Below are 20,060 nucleotides of genomic sequence, written 5' to 3'. Positions count from 1 at the left end.
GGTATTCAGTTGCTCGGGCGGCGCAGTACCGCGCCGCGTTGGACGGGACCGACGAGCGCGGCGTATTGGCCGAGCCAGCCGCGTTCTGGGTATTCGCCTGCTGCGCGCACCGGTTCGCCGATGCGCGCCGGGCTGCTGTCGATCCGGCGGCTATCGAGGTCGATCGCGACGATGTCGCCGTCTTCGAGCCCGGCCAGCGGTCCGCCGTCGGCGGCCTCGGGCATGACCTGGCCGACCACCAGGCCGTGGTTGAGCCCGGAGAGTTCACCGTCGGTGACCACGGCGACGTGACCGCCGAGGCCCGCCCCGTTCAGCGCGGCGACGAAACTGGCTGCGAACACCGTGCCCGGCCCGCCGCGTGGCCCCATCCCGCGCAGGACGATGACGTCGCCTTTCTCGATGCGGCCGTCGCCCAGCGCGGCGATGGCGTCATCCTCGCCGACGAAAACCTTTGCTGGTCCGGAGAATTGGCGTCGCGTCGCCTTACCGACACCGGCCACCTTGACGATCGATCCGTCCGGGGCCAGGGAGCCGCGCAGGATGATCAGACCGGGCTCGTCGTTGACGGGATTGTCGAGCGTGCGCAGTACCTCGCCGTCGGCCTGTCGTGCGCGCTCGGCCCGCTGCGCGACGGTGCTGCCGTCGACCGTGAGTGCGTCGCCGTGCAGCCGGGGCAGCAGGGTACGCATGACGGTCTGGATACCGCCGATGCCGTCGAGGTCCCACACCTGGTGGCTGCCGTTGGGCCGGATCGCGGCGAGTTGCACGGCGTCCCCGCCATGCTTTTCGAAGAGGCCGACGACGTCGATGTCGAGATCGGCCTCGGCACAGATCGCGGCCAGGTGACGGATGCAGTTGACCGATCCGCCCAGCGCCAGCGCCACCTCGATCGCGTTCTCGACCGACTTCGCCGTGATGACCTGCCGCGCAGTCAGATCCTGTTCGACCATGCGCACGATGCGATGCCCGGCCGCGGTCGCGTTGGTCAGCATCCGTTCCGAATTCGCCCGCACCGGAGCCGAACCCGCCACCGTCATGCCGAGCGCCTCGGCCAGGCAGTGCATGGTGTTGGCGGTGGCTAGGCCGGCGCACACGCCCGGCCCTTGGATCGCGCTGTCGGCGAGGTCGCCGAGTTCGTCGACGGTCATCGTGCCCGCGGCAAGTGCGCCGACGGATTCGTAGACCGTGTCGATGTCGACCGAACAGCCACTCCAGGTGCCGCCGCGCTGATAGCCGCCGATCACGACGATGGCGGGCAGGTCGAGGCGGGCCGCGGCCATGAGATGTGCGGGCGTGGTCTTGTCGCACGAGGACAGGAACACGATGCCGTCGAGCACCGCACCTTCGACGGCGGCCTCCACATCGTTGACGATCAGATCGCGCGTGGGCATCAGGTACCGCGCCTTGCGTCCGGCGCTCGTGACGAAATCGCTTGGCGCCGTGGTACGGATCTCGAACGGCAGCCCGCCGGCCTCCCGCACCGCGTCTGCCACCCGGACGGCGACGTCATCGAGATGGGCGAAACACACCGACAGCTTCGACGACGTGTTGACGATCGCGATCTTGGGCTTCTGCTGATCCTGCCAGTCGATGCCCATGGCGCTCCACTGCGCACGCCGCACGGCCCAGCGCGTGCTGCCCGGCGTGAAGTTGCTCCGTAATTCGCCTGGTACCGAGGCGCGTTCGAAGTTGTCGGTCACTGGACTTCCTGCCTTTCCGGGGTCTGCAGCGCGCTGCCGTTGGCGATCATCCGGGCTTGGATGTCGCGCGGTGCGAGGTCGCGATATGCCGTGTCGCGGTCGAGCGACAACAGCGTGGCCACCGCGGCGGCGTGGCCGTATTCGAAGCATTGCGCGGTCACGCGCGCCGACGCCAGGGCCTGATGCTCGGCGCTCAGGCAGCGGCCCGCGACGATGATGTTCTCGCCACGTTCGGGCACGAGCGTCCCGTAAGGGACGTCGTAGTAATCGTCCAGAAGCCAGTGCAGCTTGGGCTTTTCACCGTCGTGCAGCTCGATCGGCCACGGCGACCGGCAGATGCTGTCGTGGCGTTTGACGCCGTTGACCACGTCGTCGTCGCTCAGCGTCGTTATGCCGTCGATGGTGCGGGTCTGGCGGATGCCGGCTTCCACACCGGTGTCGACGACGAAGGCCTGCGCGCAGCCCGGCACGGATTCGGCGAGGAAGCGGGCATACTCGCGGACCTGGCGGCGTCCCTCGATCTCGGCGATCGTGAAGTCCTCGGGGTCGATCACGTTGAGCATGCGTCCGTCCGGCGCGGTGAGCCGGGTCGCGTTCACCAGCAGCTCGTTGCGCCGCGTGGTGCCGAAGATCCAGATCTTGTTGCGCGGCAGATCCATGCCGGCTTGTCGCGCCTGGCCGATGGCGTCGGAAACCCATTGCGGTGAAATGGTGTTGGGACCCCAGGCGGCCCAGAACGCCGCGCAATCGACGTTGCCGAGCCGGAAGAACATCGTCGGGTTCTGGATACGCCCGTCGGCGCCGAACCGGTATGCGCCTCCGCCGCGCGCCACCACGGCACCGTCGCCGGACGCGTCGATCACGCGTGCCGCGCGGATGATCCCGACCCCCGCGTTGGACGCGATGACCAGGCCGCGGTACGTGCCCTGTTCGGCCACCACGTCGATGACTTGGGTGTGGAACAGGATTCGGACGCCGGCGGACGTGAGCAGATGATCGGCGGCCTCGCGCCAGACCAGCGGATCGTGTGCCGCGGTGAACGTCTTGCCGTAGGGCTGCGGCGCGGTCAGGCCGCCGCGCACCCGCAATTCGCCGGAAAAGCGTTCGGTGAAACCGTGGATGATCTGCTCGGGCCTCGCGCCGTCATCGGAGGCCAAGTACATGCCACAGATGGTCCCCGACATGCCCGCGACGGCGGCGCCACCGGCGAACCCGTACTTCTCCACGACGACGACCGTTGCGCCCGATTCGGCGGCGACCGTCGCCGCCGCGACACCGGCCGCCCCAGCGCCGACGACGGCGACGTCCACATCGGCCACGACCGGAAGCCGGCGCTCATCGATACCCGTCTCCAACCGCCATGCAGCCGATATATTGGTCATATGTGGACCGTACATCCACTGTCGCGATACTGTCTAGCCCACTGGAAGGGGGGACATGAGCGGGGAGCCGCAGAACAAGAGCGATCAGGCGTTCATCGAGATCGAGCGGATGATCGTGCTCGGTGACATCGCGCCGGGCAGCCTGGTCTCGGAGAAACAGCTGATGGAGCTGACCGGCCTGGGCCGGACGCCGGTGCGAGAGGCGCTGCAGCGACTGTCTCGCGAACGCCTCGTAGAGATTCATCCCAATCGCGGCGTGCTCGTCCCCGCCACCTCGATCGAAGTCCAATTGAAGCTGCTCGAGCTGCGACGCACACTCGAGCCGTTCGCCGTACGGCTGGCCGCATCGCGCGCGACCGACGACCAACGCCGCACGGCCCGTGAACTCGCCGACGACGTCATCGGCGGCGGTAAGTCCGTCGGCGAGTTCTCCGTTTTCCTGCGCAGTGCACACGCGCTCGTGGTGGCCGCGACCCACAACGAGTTCGTCGACGCAGCGATGGCACCCCTCCAGGGGCTCTCACGGCGATTCTGGTTCGGTCATCTCGGCAACGTTGCCGACGACCTGGGCCGGGCTGCCCGGTTACACCACGACATCCTCGCCGCGATCGCCGACGGCGACGCCGATACCGCCCACGCCGCGTCGATCGCGCTGAACGACTATCTGTTCGAGTTCGCATACGCAACTCTGCCCGGCCGGGGCTGAACTTCGGCGTAAATATCGCCGGGCGCACTGCCGAACCTCCACACGTCCGCGGCCAACCCGCATAGGGTCCTAGGGGCACAGGCAATTCCGATCGAGCGAGGGGCTTTGACATGCCGAACGGCAAACCCAACATCTTGGTGATCTGGGGCGACGACATCGGGATAAGCAACCTCAGTTGCTACAGCGACGGACTCATGGGCTATCGCACTCCCAACATCGACCGGCTCGCGGACGAGGGCATGCGATTCACCGACTCCTACGGTGAGCAAAGCTGTACGGCGGGCCGGGCGGCGTTCATCAGCGGACAAAGCGTGTACCGGACCGGGATGAGCAAAGTGGGCGTGCCAGGCGCCGACATCGGTTGGGCCGCCGAGGATCCCACGATCGCCGAGCTACTCAAACCGCTCGGCTACGCCACGGGCCAATTCGGCAAGAACCATTTCGGCGATCTCAACAAATACCTGCCGACCGTGCACGGCTTCGACGAGTTCTTCGGCAACCTCTACCACCTCAATGCCGAAGAGGAACCCGAGAACTTCGACTACCCGCACGAGGACCGATACCCGCGGCTCTACCAGCTGGCCAAGCCGCGTGGCGTGCTCAAGTGCAAGGCGACCGACGAGGTTTCGACCGAACCCGACGACCCGAAGTTCGGCCCGGTGGGCAAGCAGTCCATCGAAGACACCGGCCCGCTCAACACCAAGCGCATGGAGACCATCGACGACGAGGTCGCCGATGCCACAGTCGATTACATCAAACGCCAGCATGCCGAAGGCAATCCGTTCTTCGTGTGGTGCAACTTCACCCACATGCACGTCTACACCCACACCAAGCCCGAAAGCCGCGGCCAGGCCGGCCTGTGGCAGTCGCCTTACCACGACACGATGATCGATCACGACCGCAACGTCGGCACCGTGCTCGATGTGCTCGACGAGCTCGGCATCGCCGAGGACACGGTCGTCATCTACTCGACCGACAACGGCCCGCACCGCAACACGTGGCCCGATGCCGGCACGACACCCTTCCGCAGCGAGAAGAACACCAACTGGGAGGGCGCCTTCCGCGTACCTGAACTGATCCGGTGGCCCGGAAAGATCAAGGCGGGCACCGTGTCCAACGAGATCGTCCAGCACCACGACTGGCTGCCGACCTTGCTGGCCGCGGCGGGCGATCCCGATGTGAGCGACAAGCTCAAGAACGGCTACCAGGTCGGAGACAAGAACTTCAAGGTGCACATCGACGGCTACAACCTGCTGCCGTACCTCACCGGCGAGGAGGACACCAGCCCGCGGCGCGGCTTCTTCTACTTCTCCGACGACGCCGATCTCGTGGCCATGCGCTTCGAGAACTGGAAGATCGTGTTCCAGGAGCAGCGGTGCGAGGGGACGCTGCGGGTATGGGCCGAACCGTTCACGCCCCTGCGGGTGCCCAAGCTGTTCAATCTGCGTACCGATCCCTACGAGTACGCCGACATCACGTCGAACACGTACTACGAGTGGCTGCTTCGCCACGACTTCTTCGTGTTCTATGCGACGGCGATGGCGACCAAATTCCTCGAGACGTTCAAGGAGTTCCCGCCCCGGCACCCACCGGCGAGCTTCAGCGTCGACCAGGCAGTGGAGAAGCTCAAGGAATTCCTGGCCAAAGATTGAGTCGGTGTTTGGCCATCCCATGAATATTCGCTGAGAGACCTCGATAACTCGGCAATGGTCCATTACGAGCGCATAGCGTTCGTAGTGGACCTGATTCTCAACTGAAAGCGAGGCAGCGAGCACATGCCGAACGGAAAGCCCAACATCCTGGTCATCTGGGGCGACGACATCGGGATCAGCAATCTCAGCTGTTACAGCATGGGACTGATGGGCTACCAGACCCCCAACATCGACAGGCTCGCCCGCGAGGGCATGATCTTCACCGACTCCTACGGCGAGCAGAGTTGCACTGCGGGCCGCTCGTCGTTCATCACCGGCCAAAGTGTCTATCGCACCGGGCTTTCGAAGGTCGGCATGCCGGGTGTCGACGTCGGCATGTCACCCGACGACCCGACGATCGCCACGCTCCTCAAGCCGCTCGGTTACGCCACCGGCCAGTTCGGTAAGAACCACTTGGGCGACCTCAACAAGTACCTGCCGACGGCCCACGGTTTCGACGAGTTCTTCGGCAATCTCTACCATCTCAATGCCGAAGAGGAGCCCGAGCATCCCGACTACCCCACCGAGGAAGAGGCACCTCGACTGCGCAAGAGGCTGCTCCCCCGCGGTGTCATCCGTTCGTGGGCCACCGAGGACGCCTCGGACGAGGTCGACGAACGGTTCGGCCCACTGGGCAAGCAACGTGTCGAGGACACCGGGCCGCTGACCAAGAAGCGCATGGAGACCGTCGACGACGAGACCACCGAGGCGGCGATCGACTTCATCAAACGTCAGAACGAAGCGGGCACACCGTTCTTCGTGTGGATGAACACGACGCACATGCACTTCCGCACGCACACCAAACCGGAAAGCGTCGGGCAGGCCGGCCGCTGGCAGTCGCCCTACCACGACACGATGATCGATCACGACGGCCATGTAGGTCTGTTGCTCGATGCGCTCGACGAACTCGGCATCGCCGACGACACGATCGTCATCTACTCCACCGACAACGGCCCACACGCCAACACGTGGCCCGACGGTGCGACCACGCCGTTCCGCAGCGAGAAGAACACCAACTGGGAGGGCGCTTTCCGGGTACCCGAGATCATCCGCTGGCCCGGCAAGATTCCCGCCGGCGTGATCTCCAACGAGATTGTCCAGCACCACGACTGGCTTCCGACGTTCCTCGCGGCCGCGGGTGAGCCGAACATCGTCGAGAAACTCAAGCAGGGTCACACGATCGACGACAAGACCTATCATGTCCACATCGACGGCTATAACCTGTTGCCCTACCTGACCGGTGAGGTCGACAAAAGCCCCCGCCGCGGCCTGATCTACTTTTCCGATGACTGCGATGTGCTCGGAATCCGCATCGACAACTGGAAAGTCGTGTTCATGGAGCAGCGTTGCGAGGGCACCCTGAAGGTCTGGTTCGAGCCGTTCACGCCGTTGCGCGCGCCGAAGATCTTCAACCTGCGCACCGATCCGTATGAGCGGGCCGACATCACGTCCAACACCTACTGGGACTGGTTCTTCGACCACGACTACATCGCGTTCATGGCCAACGCTGTCGTCCTCGAATTCCTGGAGACCTTCAAGGAATTCCCGCCGCGGCGTGAGCCGGCATCCTTCACGGTCACCAACGCGGTGGAGAAGCTCAACGACTTCCTGCAATCGGTGGGCGGCTGATTCCCCGATGCTGCAGTCATGGAATGACGGCCCCACGAAGTCGGCAATCGTCGACTTCGTGGGGCGCGTCACCACCGACGGTCCGGATTTCGTTGCGCCCGAAGCGCGGGTCGCAGTGTTCGACAACGACGGCACGCTGTGGGTCGAGAAACCGGCCTACATTCAGCTCGATTTCCTGGTCCGCCGGCTGGCCGAGCAGGCGGCGGCCGACGCCGAGCTCGCCGCCCGGCAGCCGTATCAGGCCGCTGCCGCCGGCGATCTCGCCTGGTTCGGCGACGCCGTCACCAAGCACTACAACGGCGATGATTCCGCGCTGAAAGTCCTTGCCGGCGGCATTCTTTCGGCATACGCCGGCCTGCCCGTCGAAGACCACGCCGAACGGGTCAAGGCGTTCTTCGCCGAAGCGCAGCATCCGACCCTGGGGCGCCCGTACACGCACTGCGGTTATCAGCCCATGATCGAACTGCTGCGCTATCTGGAGGACAACGGCTTCACGAACTACATCGCCTCGGGCGGCGGCCGTGACTTCATGCGCCCGGTCACGCCCCAGATGTACGGCATACCACCGGAGCGGGTCGTCGGCAGTTCGGTGGGTTTGGACTTCGTCGACGGGCACCTCAAGACGACTGCCACACCGGAGTTCATGGACGACGGCCCGGTCAAGCCCGTGCGGATCTGGGGCCGGGTCGGGCGCAGACCGATCTTCGTGGCGGGCAACTCGAACGGGGACATCGAGATGCTGCAGTACGCCGCGGCGGGCCCGGGTCCCTCCCTGTCCATGCTGGTGCTCCACGACGACGCCGACCGCGAATTCGATTACACCGCAGGCGCGGAGAAGGCGTTGGCACTGGCGAAGTCCGAGAGCTGGCCGGTGGTCAGCATCCGCAACGATTGGACGACGGTCTTTGCCTGAGCTTTTCGCATCGACTCTGCGCTCAGGGCGTAAAAGTGCGAGTACTCCTCGCCCTCACCGCAGACTCAACGCATGACGGCTGACGACCTGGTCTGGATCCCGGCACAAACCTCGGTGCTGGGGTCCGACGCGCACTACCCCGAAGAGGCGCCGGCCCGCGAGGTCGCGGTCGACGGGTTCTGGATCCAGCGCCATCAGGTCACCAACGCTGATTACGCCGAGTTCGTCGCGGCGACAGGCTATGTCACGGTCGCCGAACGCCCGGTCGATCCCGCTGAATTTCCCGGTGCCCCACCGGAAAATCTCGTGCCGGGCTCCATGGTGTTCCGGCGCACTGCGGGCCCGGTGGACCTGCGCCACATCAACCTGTGGTGGGCTTGGACACCGGGGGCGTGCTGGAATCACCCGCGTGGGCCGCGGTCCTCGCTGACGGACCGCGACCACCACCCGGTGGTGCACATCGCCTACGAGGACGCCGAGGCCTACGCACACTGGGCGGGCTTGGAGCTTCCGACGGAAGCGGAGTGGGAAACCGCCGCGCGGGGCGGGCTGCCTGCCGCGGCATACACCTGGGGCGATGAACCCGAGCAGCCCGGGCAGCGGTTGGCCAACTACTGGCACGGCGAATTCCCGTACCTGCCCGAGACCGGCTACGGCACCACGAAGCCCGTTGGGAGTTTCGAGGCCAACGGCTATGGCCTGTTCGACATGGCGGGCAACGTATGGGAGTGGACCACCGATTTCTACACCGGGGACCATTCCGTCGAATCCTGCTGTGCGACAGATAGTTACGATCCCAATCAGCCGCAGTTCAAGATTGCCCGCCGAGTGATCAAAGGTGGATCGTTCCTGTGCGCCGACAGCTATTGCATGCGCTACCGGCCAGCTGCCCGGCGACCGCAGATGGTCGATACCGGCATGAGCCACATCGGTTTTCGCTGCGTCAAACGGCCTAGCTGAACGCCGGGGCCACGAACCGGCGCAGCATCTCCTGCTCGGCCGCTTCGTCGGCGCCGGGCCAGACGAGCAGCGACAGCACAAGCCGCACGATCCACGCGGCGGCCACCGGATCGTCCTCGGCCAGCCCGGTCAGCTCCGTCGCGAACCCCGCAGGCACTCGCGACTGACCGAGGCCGGCGATCCCACCTCCACTGCGCAGTGAGCCGAGCAGCAGATCGAACATCGGATCGCTGCGAATGCGGCGCAGCGCGACGGTGACCGCTGTGACGACGCGTTGCGATCCGGTCAGGCCGTCGACCTGACGCCGGACCTCGTCGACGATCTGCATGGCGAGCCGGGAAAGTACGGCATCGCGGATCTGCGTCTTGCCGCCCGCGTGGCGGTACACCGTCGCCCGAGAGCAGTGCACCCGCGCCGCGATAGCGTCGATGTCAAGCGCATCCAGGCCCTCACGGGCAGCCAGATCGGCCGCCGCCGAGTAGATGCGTTCGGCTGCCTCCGCCCGCCGATCGCCGATCAGCCAGTCCTCGCGGTGTGGAGACATGGAGTTAACGGTATCTCACGCTGAGACAAAATCCGTACAGGTTCTCACGTACGACGCTGGTCAGAACCATCGGCTGAGACGAGCCCGCGAAGCGGCGCCCACCGGGCCGTATCGACTTCGCCTGGCGGCATTGACCTGCCCCGAACAGGCCGTCAACCTGGGCTTATGCTCCGCGCACACGACCTGTTCGCCCCGGCCCACCTCCAAGACCCATACCCCCTCTACGACCGGCTACGGGAAGACGCGCCAGTGCATCAAGTGGACGATTCGCCGTTCTTCGTCGTGACGTCGTTCGACGCGGTGACCGAGGCGACCGCACGGATGCAGCACTTCTCGTCGAATCTCACCGCGACCATGTGGCATCAACCCGACACCTCCGACGGCTCGGTGACCACGTTCGCCATGGACGGCCCGGGCGGTCCCACACACGTGCTCGCCACCGCCGACGATCCGGCGCACGCCGCGCACCGCAAACTCGTGTTGCCCCGCCTGGCGGCCAAGCGCATACGCGATCTGGAGCCGTTCATCACCTCGACCACCGACAACCTGCTGACCGCCGCCACCGATGAACTCGACTGGATGACGACCATGGCCGATCGGCTGCCGATGCTCGTGGTCGCGCGGTTGCTGGGGTTGCCGGCAGCCGACGTCGACCGTTTAGTGGGTTGGGCGTACGGCGCCACGCAGCTTCTCGACGGTCTCGTCGACGCCGACCAACTCACCGCGGCGGGCATTGCCGCCACCGAACTCGGCGGGTACCTCGTCGAGCAGTTCGACCGCGCTCAGGCAGACCCGGGCGACAACCTGCTCGGGGACTTCGCCTCGTACTGCGCGTCGGAGAAGGTCGCGGCCGACAAGGCGGTGTTCATGCTGATCCAGCTGGTGAGTGCGGGCGCGGAGTCGACCGCGTCGTTGATCGGTAGTGCGGCACGGGAACTCGCGTCGCGGCCCGCTCTCGCGCAACAGCTGCGCGACGCGCCCGGCCTGATACCCGCGTTTCTGGAGGAGGTGCTGCGGCTCGAGTCGCCGTTCCGCGGGCACTACCGGCACGTCTCGGTCGATGCCGAGCTGGGAGGCGTTGCACTGCAGGCAGATTCACATCTACTACTGCTGTGGGGCGCGGCCAATCGCGACCCCGCCGCCTTCGACAATCCGCACGAGTTCCGGCTGGACCGCGTGAATGCCAAGAGTCACTTGGCGTTTGGAAAAGGCGCGCACTTCTGCGTCGGTGCCGCACTGGCCCGACTCGAAGCCCGCATCGTCATATCCCGGCTGCTGGCGCTCCGCACCGACATTCAACCGGCCGGGCCTGCCGAGTGGCTGCCCAGCCTGCTGGTGCGGCGATTGCGTCGGCTACCGCTGACCGTGCGCTGAACTCAGGCCGGCTGCGCCTCGAGGACGAGGCTGTCGTCGTCGACGAACACCAGGCCACCGTCGTCGAGGTTGACGGCCCACCGCCGCGCCGGTCCGACGATACGCTCGCCGGCGATCTCGACCGCGGTCCCCGCGAGGTCGGCAAAATCCTCGACCACCGTGCCGTGCAATTCCTCATCGCTGCCCGGGTAGACGACCACCCGAGTATCCACAGCTATGTCACCGGCAACTTCACCGGACTCGTCACCGTTAACCCCCACGGTTACGTCTTCTGACATTTCGCACCTCCCCAATTGCTGACGCGTGCAACCGAGTACACCACATGCGCCTGCAATCGGCTCGTTTTCGTTGATTCCAACAGCCACACAATGCATAAGCCTCAGGCAAATTTCCAAATCGGAATATGAATGTGCGTCAGGCAAACTCGTCACAGCGGCGGGTGCCATGAGATTCGAGTCACACTCACCGCGTCGACGCCGCCATCGGCGAGTGCTTTTGAGGCAACACCAACACGATTCGCCCACTCCGCGCTGTAGCAGTACAAGCGAGCTATACCGATTGCTGAGAACCTCTGAGGCGAACCGATGGCCGATTCGGCACAGAATTCGACCGGCCGGACGGTGACACACACCACAGTGTCGTTGGCTAGTGTTGCAACACGTTCTAAACGAGGAGGGCAGTGAGTACGCCGAAGCCGGACGCCGTACTGGTCACCGGAGCTTTCGGGCTCGTCGGGTCGATGGTCGTCAAGACGCTCGCCGATGCCGGCCGACGCGTCGTCGCTACCGACCTCGATGTGCCCGCCAACCGCAAGGCCGCCGCCAAGCTACCGGCCGGCGTCGAAGTGCGGTGGGCCGATCTGACCGACGCGGCCGCGGTCGACGCTTTGGTCGCCGCGGTCTCCCCCGCCGCGATCATCCACCTGGCGGCGATCATCCCGCCGTTCTGTTACATGCGCCGCGGGCTGGCCCGCAAGGTCAACGTCGACGCCACCGCCTCGCTGCTGCGCGCCGCGGCGGCCCAGCCCGAACCGCCCCGCTTCGTCCAGGCGTCCAGCGTGGCGGTCTACGGCGCCCGCAACCCGCATCGCATCAGCGACGTGCTGAGGCCCGACACCCCGGTCAACCCGTCGGACATCTACGGCGCACACAAGGTCGAGGCCGAGGGGCTGGTCCGGGCATCCGAGCTGGATTGGCTGATCCTGCGGCTCGGCGGGGTGATGAGTTCGCAGTTCAGCGTCGACATGGACGTCGACCTCATCTCGTTCGAGAGCGTGCTGCCCGCCGACGGGCGGCTGCAGACGGTCGACGTGCGCGACGTCGCGGCCGCATTCATGGCCGCGACCACCGTCGAGACGACCCGCGAGGTGCTGCTGATCGGCGGCGACTCCGCCACGCACCGACACACGCAGTCCGTGGTGGGGTCGCAGGCGGCCGCCGCGATGGGAATCAGCGGCGGGCTTCCGATCGGCAGGCCCGGAAACCCGGACGACGACGCCGCGTGGTTCGCCACGGATTGGATGGACACGAGCCGCTCGCAGGAAGTGCTCAGATTCCAGCGCCACACCTGGCCGCAACTGCTGGCCGACACCAGGGCCAACGCGGGATGGAAGCGCTACCCGATCGGCCTGGCCGCACCGCTGATCCGCGCGTTCCTGCGGTCGAAGTCGGCCTACAAGGACTACCCCGGCGAGTACGCCGACGTGTGGAACGCCATCGACAAGAAGTGGGGCGACCACCGCCCGGACGGGGGCCCGGCATGAGCACACAGCGCGTCGCGGTGGTCATCGGCGCGGCGTCCGGAATCGGCTGGGCCAGCGCGCAGGCACTCGCAGCCGACGGCTGCCGCGTCGTCGTGGCCGACCGCAACACCGAGGGCGCGGCCGAACGGGCTGTCGAACTCGGCACACCCCACTCGAGCAACTACGTCGACGTCACCGACGAGAACTCGGTGCAGCGGCTGTTCACCGAGGTAGGCGCCGTCGATGTCGTGGTGAACTGCGCGGGGTTCAGCAATGTCGGGCTCATCACCGACATGCCGGCCGACCAGTTCCGCGCGGTCATCGACGTATGCCTCACCGGTGGTTTCATCGTGGCCAAGCACGCCGGTGCCCATCTGTCCGAAGGCGGTGTGCTGGTATCGATTTCGTCCCTCAACGGGCGCCAGCCCGCGGCCGGCATGAGCGCCTACTGCGCCGCGAAGGCCGGGCTGTCGATGCTGACACAGGTGGCTGCCCTGGAGATGGGGCCGCGGGGCATCCGCGTCAACGCGATCGCGCCGGGTTTCGTGCACACGCCGCTGACCGAGCCTGCCGCGATGGTGCCCGGTGTCGTCGAGGAGTACGTCGAGAACACCGCGCTGGGCCGCGCCGGCACCCCCGAGGACATCGCCGCCGCGGTGGTGTTCGTCTGCTCACCGCAGGCGTCGTGGATGACCGGCGAGGTGCTCGACCTCAATGGCGGCGCCCACCTCAAGCGCTACCCAGACGTGCTCGGACACGTCATGAAGCTGGCCCAGTGAACCCCTTCGCCGGCAAGCAGGCGATCGTCACCGGCGCCGGGTCCGGTATCGGCGCGGCGCTGTGCCGCGCACTCTCCGGCGCGGGCGCACAGGTGCTGTGCACCGATATCGACGGGGAGGCCGCCGCCCGGACCGGCGACGCCCTCGGCGCGCGATCCGCTCGCCTCGATGTCACCGACGCGGCAGCCGTGCAGGCCGCCGTCGACGATGTGGTCGAGCGCGCCGGCCGGCTCGACCTGATGTTCAACAACGCGGGCATCGTGTGGGGCGGCGACACCGAGTTGCTGACGCTCGAGCAGTGGAACGCGATCATCGACGTCAACGTGCGCGGCGTCGTACACGGTGTCGCGGCGGCCTATCCCGTCATGATCCGCCAGGGCCACGGCCACATCGTCAACACCGCATCGATGGCAGGCCTGGCGGCGGCGGGCCAGCTGACGAGCTATGTGATGACCAAACACGCCGTCGTCGGGCTGTCGTTGGCGTTGCGCTCGGAAGCCGCCGCCCACGGCGTCGGCGTGTTGGCGGTGTGCCCGGCCGCGGTCGAGACACCGATCCTCGACAAGGGCGCGATCGGCGGCTTCGTGGGCCGTGACTACTTCCTGCAGGGCCAGGGCGTCAAGACGGCCTACGACGCCGACCGGCTGGCCGCGGACACGCTCCGCGCGATCGAACGCAACAAGGCGATCCTCGTCAAACCCCGTCGCGCACACGCGTCATGGGTGTTCGCGCGGCTGGCCCCCGGCCTCATGCAGCGGCTGTCGATGCGGTTCGTCGCGTCACAGCGTGCCGCGCAGGCCCGCGTCTAACTCTGCCGCATTCCCCTCTCGTCCCCACTGTCACGCCAGAGTGACGCTGAATGCCGAGTGTCACGCCAGAGTGACGCTAAGGTCAGCGCAGCAAGGGAAGGGGCCTATGGACAGCCAGTTCACCGTCAGCCAGAAGCGCGCGCTGGCGGTCGTCACCGTGCTCGCGCTGTTGCTCGGCGCGTACTTCCTGCGCACCTTCTTCATCCTGATCGTGATGGCCGCGGTGGGCGCATACCTGTTTTCGCCGCTGTACCAACGGTTTCGGCGCCGATTCGGCACCGGTATCTCGGCCACGCTGACCGTGTTCGCGGCCTTGCTCATGGTCATCATCCCGGTGTCGCTGATCGTCTTCCTCGCGATCGTGCAGATCTCGCAGATGGTCAACGCGGTGAGTGCGTGGGTCGCCGAAACCGACCTCAGCACGCTCGGGGACCGCACCCTGCAACTCATCAACTCGCTGGCCGCACGCGTGCCGTTCCTCGACATCCACGTCACGCCGGAATCGTTGCGCGGCACCATCGTCACGGTGTCGCAGCGCGTCGGCGAATGGCTGCTCGGTGTCCTGCAAGGTGCGGTCGGCGGCATCGTCGGCGCGCTGACCGCCTCGGTCATCTTCCTGTACGTGTTCATCTCGCTGCTGGTCAACAAGGACGAGGTGGCGACCCTCATCCGCCGGCTCAATCCGCTCGGTGAGGAGATCACCGACCTGTACCTCGCCAAGGTCGGCGCCATGGTCAAGGGCACGGTCAAGGGCCAGTTCGTGATCGCGTTGTGTCAGGGCGTCGCGGGCGCGGTCTCGATCTACATCGGCGGCTTCCACGACGGGTTCTTCATCTTCGCGATCCTGCTGACCGCGCTGTCGGTCATCCCGCTCGGCGGCGGGATCCTGTCGATCCCGTTCGGCATCGGAATGATGTTCTTCGGCAACGTCATCGGCGGCATCTTCGTGGTGGTCTGGCACCTGCTGGTGGTGACCAACATCGACAATGTGCTGCGGCCGATCCTCGTGCCGAAGGCCGCGCGGCTGGACTCCGCGCTCATGTTGCTCTCGGTGTTCGCCGGTATCGCGATGTTCGGGTTCTTCGGCCTGGTGATCGGGCCGGTGCTGATGATCATCATCGTGACCACCGTCAGCGTTTACCTGGCGGTGTTCAAGGGTGTCGAGCTCGAGGCACCCGAGCCCGACAAGCCCCACAGAAAGTTCTGGTGGCCCTTCAGACGCAAATCCGAGCCGGCCGCCGAGAGCGAGCCGGAATCAGCTGACGAGGACAAGCCCGAACCGACTACCCCGCCAGTCGTTCCGTGAGGAACTCCACGACGCGTTTGCGCGCCTCGTAGGCGGGGTGGCCGTCGACCTCGCGTACCTGATCGGTCAGCACCGAGTGCGCCGACGGCAGGATGCCGTGCTCGTTGCCCTTCATCGAGTTGATCTCGATGACCTCGAACGCGTCGCCGAGCCTGGCCTTGAGCGTCGTGAACCGCTCACCGGGCGCCATCCAGTCCTGACTGAACCGCAGGCCAAGCGCGCACAGGCCGTCGTTGGCGGCGCGCTGCTCGACGATCTTGAGCTCGGCTTCCGACAGTCCCGGGTCGCGTTTGTGCTTGGGCGTCAACGGAAGCGGAAGTGACGGCTGGCTGAGCACCGGGGCCAGCACGCTGTCGTCGACGGCCGCCGCGAGCGCGAATCCACCGGTGAAGCACTGCCCGATCACGCCGACTCCCTTGCCCGGCGTGCTCGCGTTGAGGTCACGTGCGAGCGCCTGCAGGTAGTGCGCGACGGGCCGGTCGGCGTTGGTCGCGAACGCCGCGAATTCTCTTGTCACGCAACCTTTGACCAACACCGGCACCATGCCGGGCCGCAACGCGGGGGCGCCGGGTGTGCCGAACAGCGACGGTGCGGCGACGGTGAACCCGTTGTCGACGAGGTGGTTGCCGAGGGCCAGCACGCCGGGGTGCAGGCCGGGCATCTCGGGGATGAGCACCACACCCGGGCCCTCGCCCTTGCGGTAGACGTCATGGGTCTGGCCGGCGGCGGTGAACGGCGCGGCGGTCCAACCGGTGAGATCAGCTTCCGGAGCTGCGGTCATCACTCATCCTTCTGGGCCCAACGTGAAGACGATCGCGAGATTCTCGGCAATTCTCGCGATCTACTTCACGTTCGGCACCTAGCGCTTGACGGGCAAGGGCGACTGCTTCTGCGTCGCACCCGCAAGCGTACGGTACTCATCCGTACCGCCGGCACCGGTGATCGCGATCTGCGCCGCGCCGCCGGGGCCGTTCAGCCGCGTGGTCCATACCGACTCGGGGTCGGAGCTCTCGTACACCACCCACGTCACCCCGTCGACGTCCTGCGTGCCCGACGCATACGAGTCCGGCTTCATCGAGGACACCAGCGCGGTCTCGTCGGCGTTGCTCTGAGTGAGGCTGAGGTACATGCCGCTCGGCGCGAGGTATCCGACCCGCGACAGGACCGCCCGGCCGTGCTGGCCGTTCGGCAACGTCACGCCGCCGTCGATGCCGCCGCGGCTGCCGGAGTTCGCCTGCCAGCCCTCGGGGAGCGCGGGCAGCCGGATCGGGATCTTGAGCGCATCGGCATCGGCCTGCAGTGCGGCGGGGGCGTCGAATTCGGGCACCGGGCCGGGGCCCGGGCCACTGCCCTGGAACGAGCACATGCCCAAGAGCCCGGCGAGGACGATACACGCCACCACCAGCGGAGCCATCGACCAGAACATGTCACGGCCGTCTTGCAGAAGCCGTGACTTCGCCGGCTTGGGCGCCGGGGTGGGCTGGGTGGTCATGATTGCCAGTATCCCAGCCCACCGACCGGGGTCATCAGCGCGGTAAGTGCAGGCGGCCGTCGATCCGGATCGGGACTACGGGGTCGCCATCGTGCAATTCCGCAGGCAACAGTTCGGCCGGAGCGTTCTGCCAGACCATCGGCCGAAGGAATCGCCGGATGGCGGTCGCCCCGACCGACGTGTGCAGCGTGTTGGTGGCCGGCCACCGACCGCCGTGATGTTGGGCCCACGACACCCGCACGCCGGTCGGGAAACCGTTCAGCACTATGCGCCCACTACAGTCACGCAATTCACGCAGCGTCTCCTTCAGCTGCGCGACGTCGCCGGGTTCGTGGTGAACGGTCAGGGTCAGCGATGATGGCAACGTGCGAATTGCGGCGATCACCTCGGCTTCTGTGTCGTACCGCGCGACCACGGTGAGCGGTCCGAAGCACTCTTCGATCAACCCGTCGCGGATCACGGCAGCATCGATGCCGAGCACCGCGGGAGATACGGCGTAGCCGGCCTGGGCGGCGAGCCCGCGAACCAACACGGTGAACGGATCTTCGGTCGAGTCGAGGTAGTCGACGAACGAGTCGTGGATACGACTGTTGAGAAGCGTTGCAGCTGGCGCATTTTCAGCGGCGGCGCACAGCGCAGCGACGAGCTCGTCGCCCGCACTGCCGCGAGGCACGAATATCAGACCCGGTTTGGTACACAGCTGGCCTGCCGAAGTCGTGAACGACGCCGCGGCTGCTGCACCGATCTCGGGCCCACGGGCATTCACTGCCGCCGCGGTGACGATCACCGGATTGATACTGCTGAGCTCGCCGTAGAACGGGATCGGATCGGGGCGGCGGCCGATGACATCCATGAGCGCCCGCGCTCCGTCCAAGGATCCGGTGAATCCGACGGCCTGAATCTCGGGGCGGCCGACCAACGTGGCACCGGCGGCCTGCCCGTGCACGATGCCGAGGCTTCCGGCCGGGGCACCCGCCGCACGTGCGGCCTCGGCCATGATGTCGAAGACTCGCTGCGACGTCGCCGGATGTGAGCCGTGGGCCTTGACGATCACCGGATTGCCCGCCGCCAGTGCCGAAGCGGTGTCCCCGCCGGGCACCGAGAACGCGAGGGGAAAGTTGCTGGAGCCGAAAACCGCCACCGGGCCCAGCGGCACAAGCATCCGCCGGATGTCGGGAGCGGGCCCGATCGGGGTGTCGGCGGCATGGTCGACCGCCGCCTCCAGATACCCGCCTTCAGAGATCACGTCTGCGAACATCCGCAGCTGCAGAACCGTTCGTGTCAGCTCCATGCCGAGCCGGTCCGATCCGATCGCAGTCTCGCTGTCAGCGATCGTCACGACGTCTTGACGTGCGCCGTCGAGCGCGGTGGCGATCGATTCGAGAAGCTGCGCGCGCCCCTTCCTGCCCATTGCGTCGAGGCCAGGGGCAGCGCGCTCGGCCGCGGCCCCGCATGCCGCGACCTCGTCTGGCGAAGTCTCTTCCGCCACAGCGCCGGTCGCGCGGCCAGTTCGGGGATCGATACTCATCACGGACGTCATACATGAACCTTTCGTCGCATTTCCGGTTTGCTGCTCATCGGCCGTTGAACCCGTTGACAAACTGTGAGCGGGGCCACTAATCTCCTCGATGCACCGATGTTAGCGCTAACATAACATCCGAACGAAACCCCCGAGGTTCCCTTATGCAAAGCACCAAGACCCCCAGCCGATGGGTGCCGGTATCGGCCAGCGCCATGGGCACCGTGATCGAGTGGTACGACTTCTTCCTGTACTCCTCGGCCGCCGTGCTGGTGTTCAACAAGCAGTTCTTCGGCGACGTGAGCCCGACGGTCGGGACGATCATCGCGTTCGCGACCTATGCGATCGGTTTCGTGGTCCGGCCGCTCGGCGGCCTGGTGCTGGGCAATCTCGGCGACCGCGTCGGCCGTAAACCCATCCTGCTGGCAACCGTCACCATGATGGGGGTCAGCACGATTCTCATCGGCCTGCTGCCCACGTTCGACGTCATCGGCTATTGGGCACCCGCGCTGCTGATCCTGTTGCGCGTTGTCCAGGGCTTCGGCGCAGGTGCGGAGTACGGCGGCGCGGTCGTCGTCGCCGGCGAGTCGGGCACCGTTCGACGGGGCTTCTTCACGTCCATTCCCGCTGCGGGAGTTGACATCGCGATGATGCTCGCGACCGGCATGTTCGCGTTGTTCGCACTGCTGCCGGAGCAGGATTTCGACGCATGGGGATGGCGAATCCCGTTCTTGCTCAGCATCGTTGGCCTGGTGGTGGCAGTGTTCATCCGGCTCCGCATGGATGAGACAGAGGATTTCAAGCAGATCGAAGGCACCGCGCGGAAGTCTGAGCTCTCACCCATGCACCGCCTGATGAAGTACCACCGCGGCAAGTTCTTCATCGCGGCAGGCGTGAACTTCGGCGGGTCGTTGACCTACATCTTCCAGACCTTCGCGCTCGCGTACGCGATCAACAACCTGGGATATCCGAAAGTCGCCTCGCTCGTCGGCATCATGCTCAGCGGCCTCATCGGCGCCATCGCCACGGTGTTCTGGGGCTACCTCTCCGACCGCGTCGGCCGCCGCCCCGTCATCATCGGTGGAGCCCTGTTCCTGATCGTGTTCGTCGTACCGTTCTTCCTGTTGCTGCAACTCGGATCGATCTGGTTGCTCTACCTCGCGGTGATCGTCGCCCACATCGCCGACCGAGCGATCTTCGGCGTCCAGGCGTCCTTCTACGCCGAGTACTTCCCCACCTCGGTGCGGTTCTCCGGGATCGCCGCGGCACGCGAGCTCACGTCGGCGTTCGTCGGCGGCCCCCTGCCGCTCATCGCCACCGCGATGGTGGCAGCGAGCGGCGGAAGCCCGTGGGCGGTGGCCTCTTTGGTGGCGGTTCTCGCCGGGGTTTCGGCGTTCTCGACCTGGAAGGCACCGGAGACCAACGCTGCCATCAGCGGCTATGACGCCGATCGTGACGACACATCCGCAGCATTGGCCCAACCCGCCGACGCTCGACTCTGACGAACACGACAAG

General features: G+C 66.3%; 18 protein-coding genes. 11 read left to right on the top strand and 7 right to left on the bottom strand.

The window, feature by feature from the left end; translation table 11 throughout:
• Positions 1-5 precede the first annotated feature (5 nt).
• Together ilvD and ACOI2T_RS08755 are read right to left on the bottom strand one after the other, a co-directional pair.
• Positions 6-1,700, bottom strand: coding sequence for a dihydroxy-acid dehydratase (ilvD, locus tag ACOI2T_RS08760; protein WP_409503259.1), 1,695 nt, complete (start codon positions 1,698-1,700; stop codon positions 6-8).
• Entirely contained in the window at positions 1,697-3,082 is a 1,386-nt protein-coding gene (locus tag ACOI2T_RS08755; RefSeq protein ID WP_409503260.1) for an FAD-dependent oxidoreductase, read from the bottom strand. The genes ilvD and ACOI2T_RS08755 overlap by 4 nt, the downstream gene beginning before the upstream one ends.
• A 55-nt stretch (positions 3,083-3,137) precedes the next feature.
• Here ACOI2T_RS08755 and ACOI2T_RS08750 point away from each other — a divergent pair, with 55 nt between their 5' ends.
• The 5 genes from ACOI2T_RS08750 to ACOI2T_RS08730 all read left to right on the top strand — a co-directional run bounded on the left by ACOI2T_RS08750 (position 3,138) and on the right by ACOI2T_RS08730 (position 8,981).
• Positions 3,138-3,788 carry a GntR family transcriptional regulator gene (locus tag ACOI2T_RS08750; RefSeq protein ID WP_409503261.1) on the top strand — a complete coding sequence of 217 codons (651 nt, stop codon included), beginning with the start codon at positions 3,138-3,140 and terminating at the stop codon, positions 3,786-3,788.
• A gap of 110 nt (positions 3,789-3,898) precedes the next feature.
• Positions 3,899-5,440: an arylsulfatase gene (locus ACOI2T_RS08745; RefSeq protein WP_409503262.1), complete on the top strand. Its 1,542-nt coding sequence runs from the start codon at positions 3,899-3,901 to the stop codon at positions 5,438-5,440.
• A gap of 123 nt (positions 5,441-5,563) precedes the next feature.
• Positions 5,564-7,108: an arylsulfatase gene (locus ACOI2T_RS08740; protein ID WP_409503263.1), complete on the top strand. Its 1,545-nt coding sequence runs from the start codon at positions 5,564-5,566 to the stop codon at positions 7,106-7,108.
• A gap of 7 nt (positions 7,109-7,115) precedes the next feature.
• A complete protein-coding gene (locus ACOI2T_RS08735) occupies positions 7,116-8,021 on the top strand; it encodes an HAD family hydrolase (protein ID WP_409503264.1) in 906 nt (301 codons plus the stop codon).
• 72 nt (positions 8,022-8,093) lie between these two features.
• Positions 8,094-8,981: a formylglycine-generating enzyme family protein gene (locus ACOI2T_RS08730; RefSeq protein WP_409503265.1), complete on the top strand. Its 888-nt coding sequence runs from the start codon at positions 8,094-8,096 to the stop codon at positions 8,979-8,981.
• On the opposite strand, the gene ACOI2T_RS08725 is transcribed toward ACOI2T_RS08730, so the two are convergent.
• A complete protein-coding gene (locus tag ACOI2T_RS08725) occupies positions 8,974-9,525 on the bottom strand; it encodes a TetR/AcrR family transcriptional regulator (RefSeq protein WP_409503266.1) in 552 nt (183 codons plus the stop codon). The two genes, ACOI2T_RS08730 and ACOI2T_RS08725, sit on opposite strands and share 8 nt — an antisense overlap.
• A gap of 165 nt (positions 9,526-9,690) precedes the next feature.
• Between ACOI2T_RS08725 and ACOI2T_RS08720 the strand changes: the two genes are divergently transcribed.
• Positions 9,691-10,899: a cytochrome P450 gene (locus tag ACOI2T_RS08720; protein ID WP_409503267.1), complete on the top strand. Its 1,209-nt coding sequence runs from the start codon at positions 9,691-9,693 to the stop codon at positions 10,897-10,899.
• 2 nt (positions 10,900-10,901) lie between these two features.
• Here ACOI2T_RS08720 and ACOI2T_RS08715 read toward each other — a convergent pair whose 3' ends face one another.
• Positions 10,902-11,177, bottom strand: coding sequence for a hypothetical protein (locus ACOI2T_RS08715; RefSeq protein WP_409503268.1), 276 nt, complete (start codon positions 11,175-11,177; stop codon positions 10,902-10,904).
• 461 nt (positions 11,178-11,638) lie between these two features.
• Between ACOI2T_RS08715 and ACOI2T_RS08710 the strand changes: the two genes are divergently transcribed.
• The 4 genes from ACOI2T_RS08710 to ACOI2T_RS08695 all read left to right on the top strand — a co-directional run bounded on the left by ACOI2T_RS08710 (position 11,639) and on the right by ACOI2T_RS08695 (position 15,534).
• The gene (locus ACOI2T_RS08710; RefSeq protein ID WP_421877244.1) at positions 11,639-12,661 is read left to right on the top strand and encodes a cholesterol dehydrogenase/isomerase; all 1,023 of its coding nucleotides are present in this window, start codon (positions 11,639-11,641) and stop codon (positions 12,659-12,661) included.
• On the top strand, positions 12,658-13,419 hold the full coding sequence (locus tag ACOI2T_RS08705; RefSeq protein ID WP_085144294.1) for an SDR family NAD(P)-dependent oxidoreductase: 762 nt from the start codon (positions 12,658-12,660) through the stop codon (positions 13,417-13,419). Before ACOI2T_RS08710 ends, ACOI2T_RS08705 begins: the two co-directional genes overlap by 4 nt.
• Complete coding sequence (locus tag ACOI2T_RS08700) at positions 13,416-14,228, top strand: SDR family NAD(P)-dependent oxidoreductase (RefSeq protein WP_409503270.1); 813 nt, start codon at positions 13,416-13,418, stop codon at positions 14,226-14,228. The genes ACOI2T_RS08705 and ACOI2T_RS08700 overlap by 4 nt, the downstream gene beginning before the upstream one ends.
• A gap of 106 nt (positions 14,229-14,334) precedes the next feature.
• Entirely contained in the window at positions 14,335-15,534 is a 1,200-nt protein-coding gene (locus tag ACOI2T_RS08695; RefSeq protein WP_409503271.1) for an AI-2E family transporter, read from the top strand.
• Here ACOI2T_RS08695 and ACOI2T_RS08690 read toward each other — a convergent pair.
• The 3 genes from ACOI2T_RS08690 to ACOI2T_RS08680 all read right to left on the bottom strand — a co-directional run bounded on the left by ACOI2T_RS08690 (position 15,512) and on the right by ACOI2T_RS08680 (position 18,566).
• Entirely contained in the window at positions 15,512-16,315 is an 804-nt protein-coding gene (locus tag ACOI2T_RS08690; RefSeq protein WP_409503272.1) for a dienelactone hydrolase family protein, read from the bottom strand. The two genes, ACOI2T_RS08695 and ACOI2T_RS08690, sit on opposite strands and share 23 nt — an antisense overlap.
• 78 nt (positions 16,316-16,393) lie before the next feature.
• Positions 16,394-17,026 (bottom strand): DUF4245 domain-containing protein, encoded by a 633-nt coding sequence (locus tag ACOI2T_RS08685; protein ID WP_409503273.1) that lies wholly within the window; start codon positions 17,024-17,026, stop codon positions 16,394-16,396.
• Between the two features lie 34 nt (positions 17,027-17,060).
• Positions 17,061-18,566, bottom strand: coding sequence for an aldehyde dehydrogenase family protein (locus ACOI2T_RS08680; protein WP_409503274.1), 1,506 nt, complete (start codon positions 18,564-18,566; stop codon positions 17,061-17,063).
• Positions 18,567-18,709: 143 nt separating this feature from the next.
• On the opposite strand from ACOI2T_RS08680, the gene ACOI2T_RS08675 reads away from it, so the two are divergent.
• Positions 18,710-20,047 (top strand): MFS transporter, encoded by a 1,338-nt coding sequence (locus ACOI2T_RS08675; protein WP_409503275.1) that lies wholly within the window; start codon positions 18,710-18,712, stop codon positions 20,045-20,047.
• Positions 20,048-20,060 lie beyond the last annotated feature (13 nt).

Origin of the sequence: Mycolicibacterium wolinskyi str. Jessa 2025, assembly GCF_049241375.1 — a bacterium.
Lineage (GTDB): Bacteria > Actinomycetota > Actinomycetes > Mycobacteriales > Mycobacteriaceae > Mycobacterium > Mycobacterium wolinskyi.
Note: the sequence above shows the minus strand (reverse complement) of the source record. Positions and strands in the feature narration are given on the sequence as shown.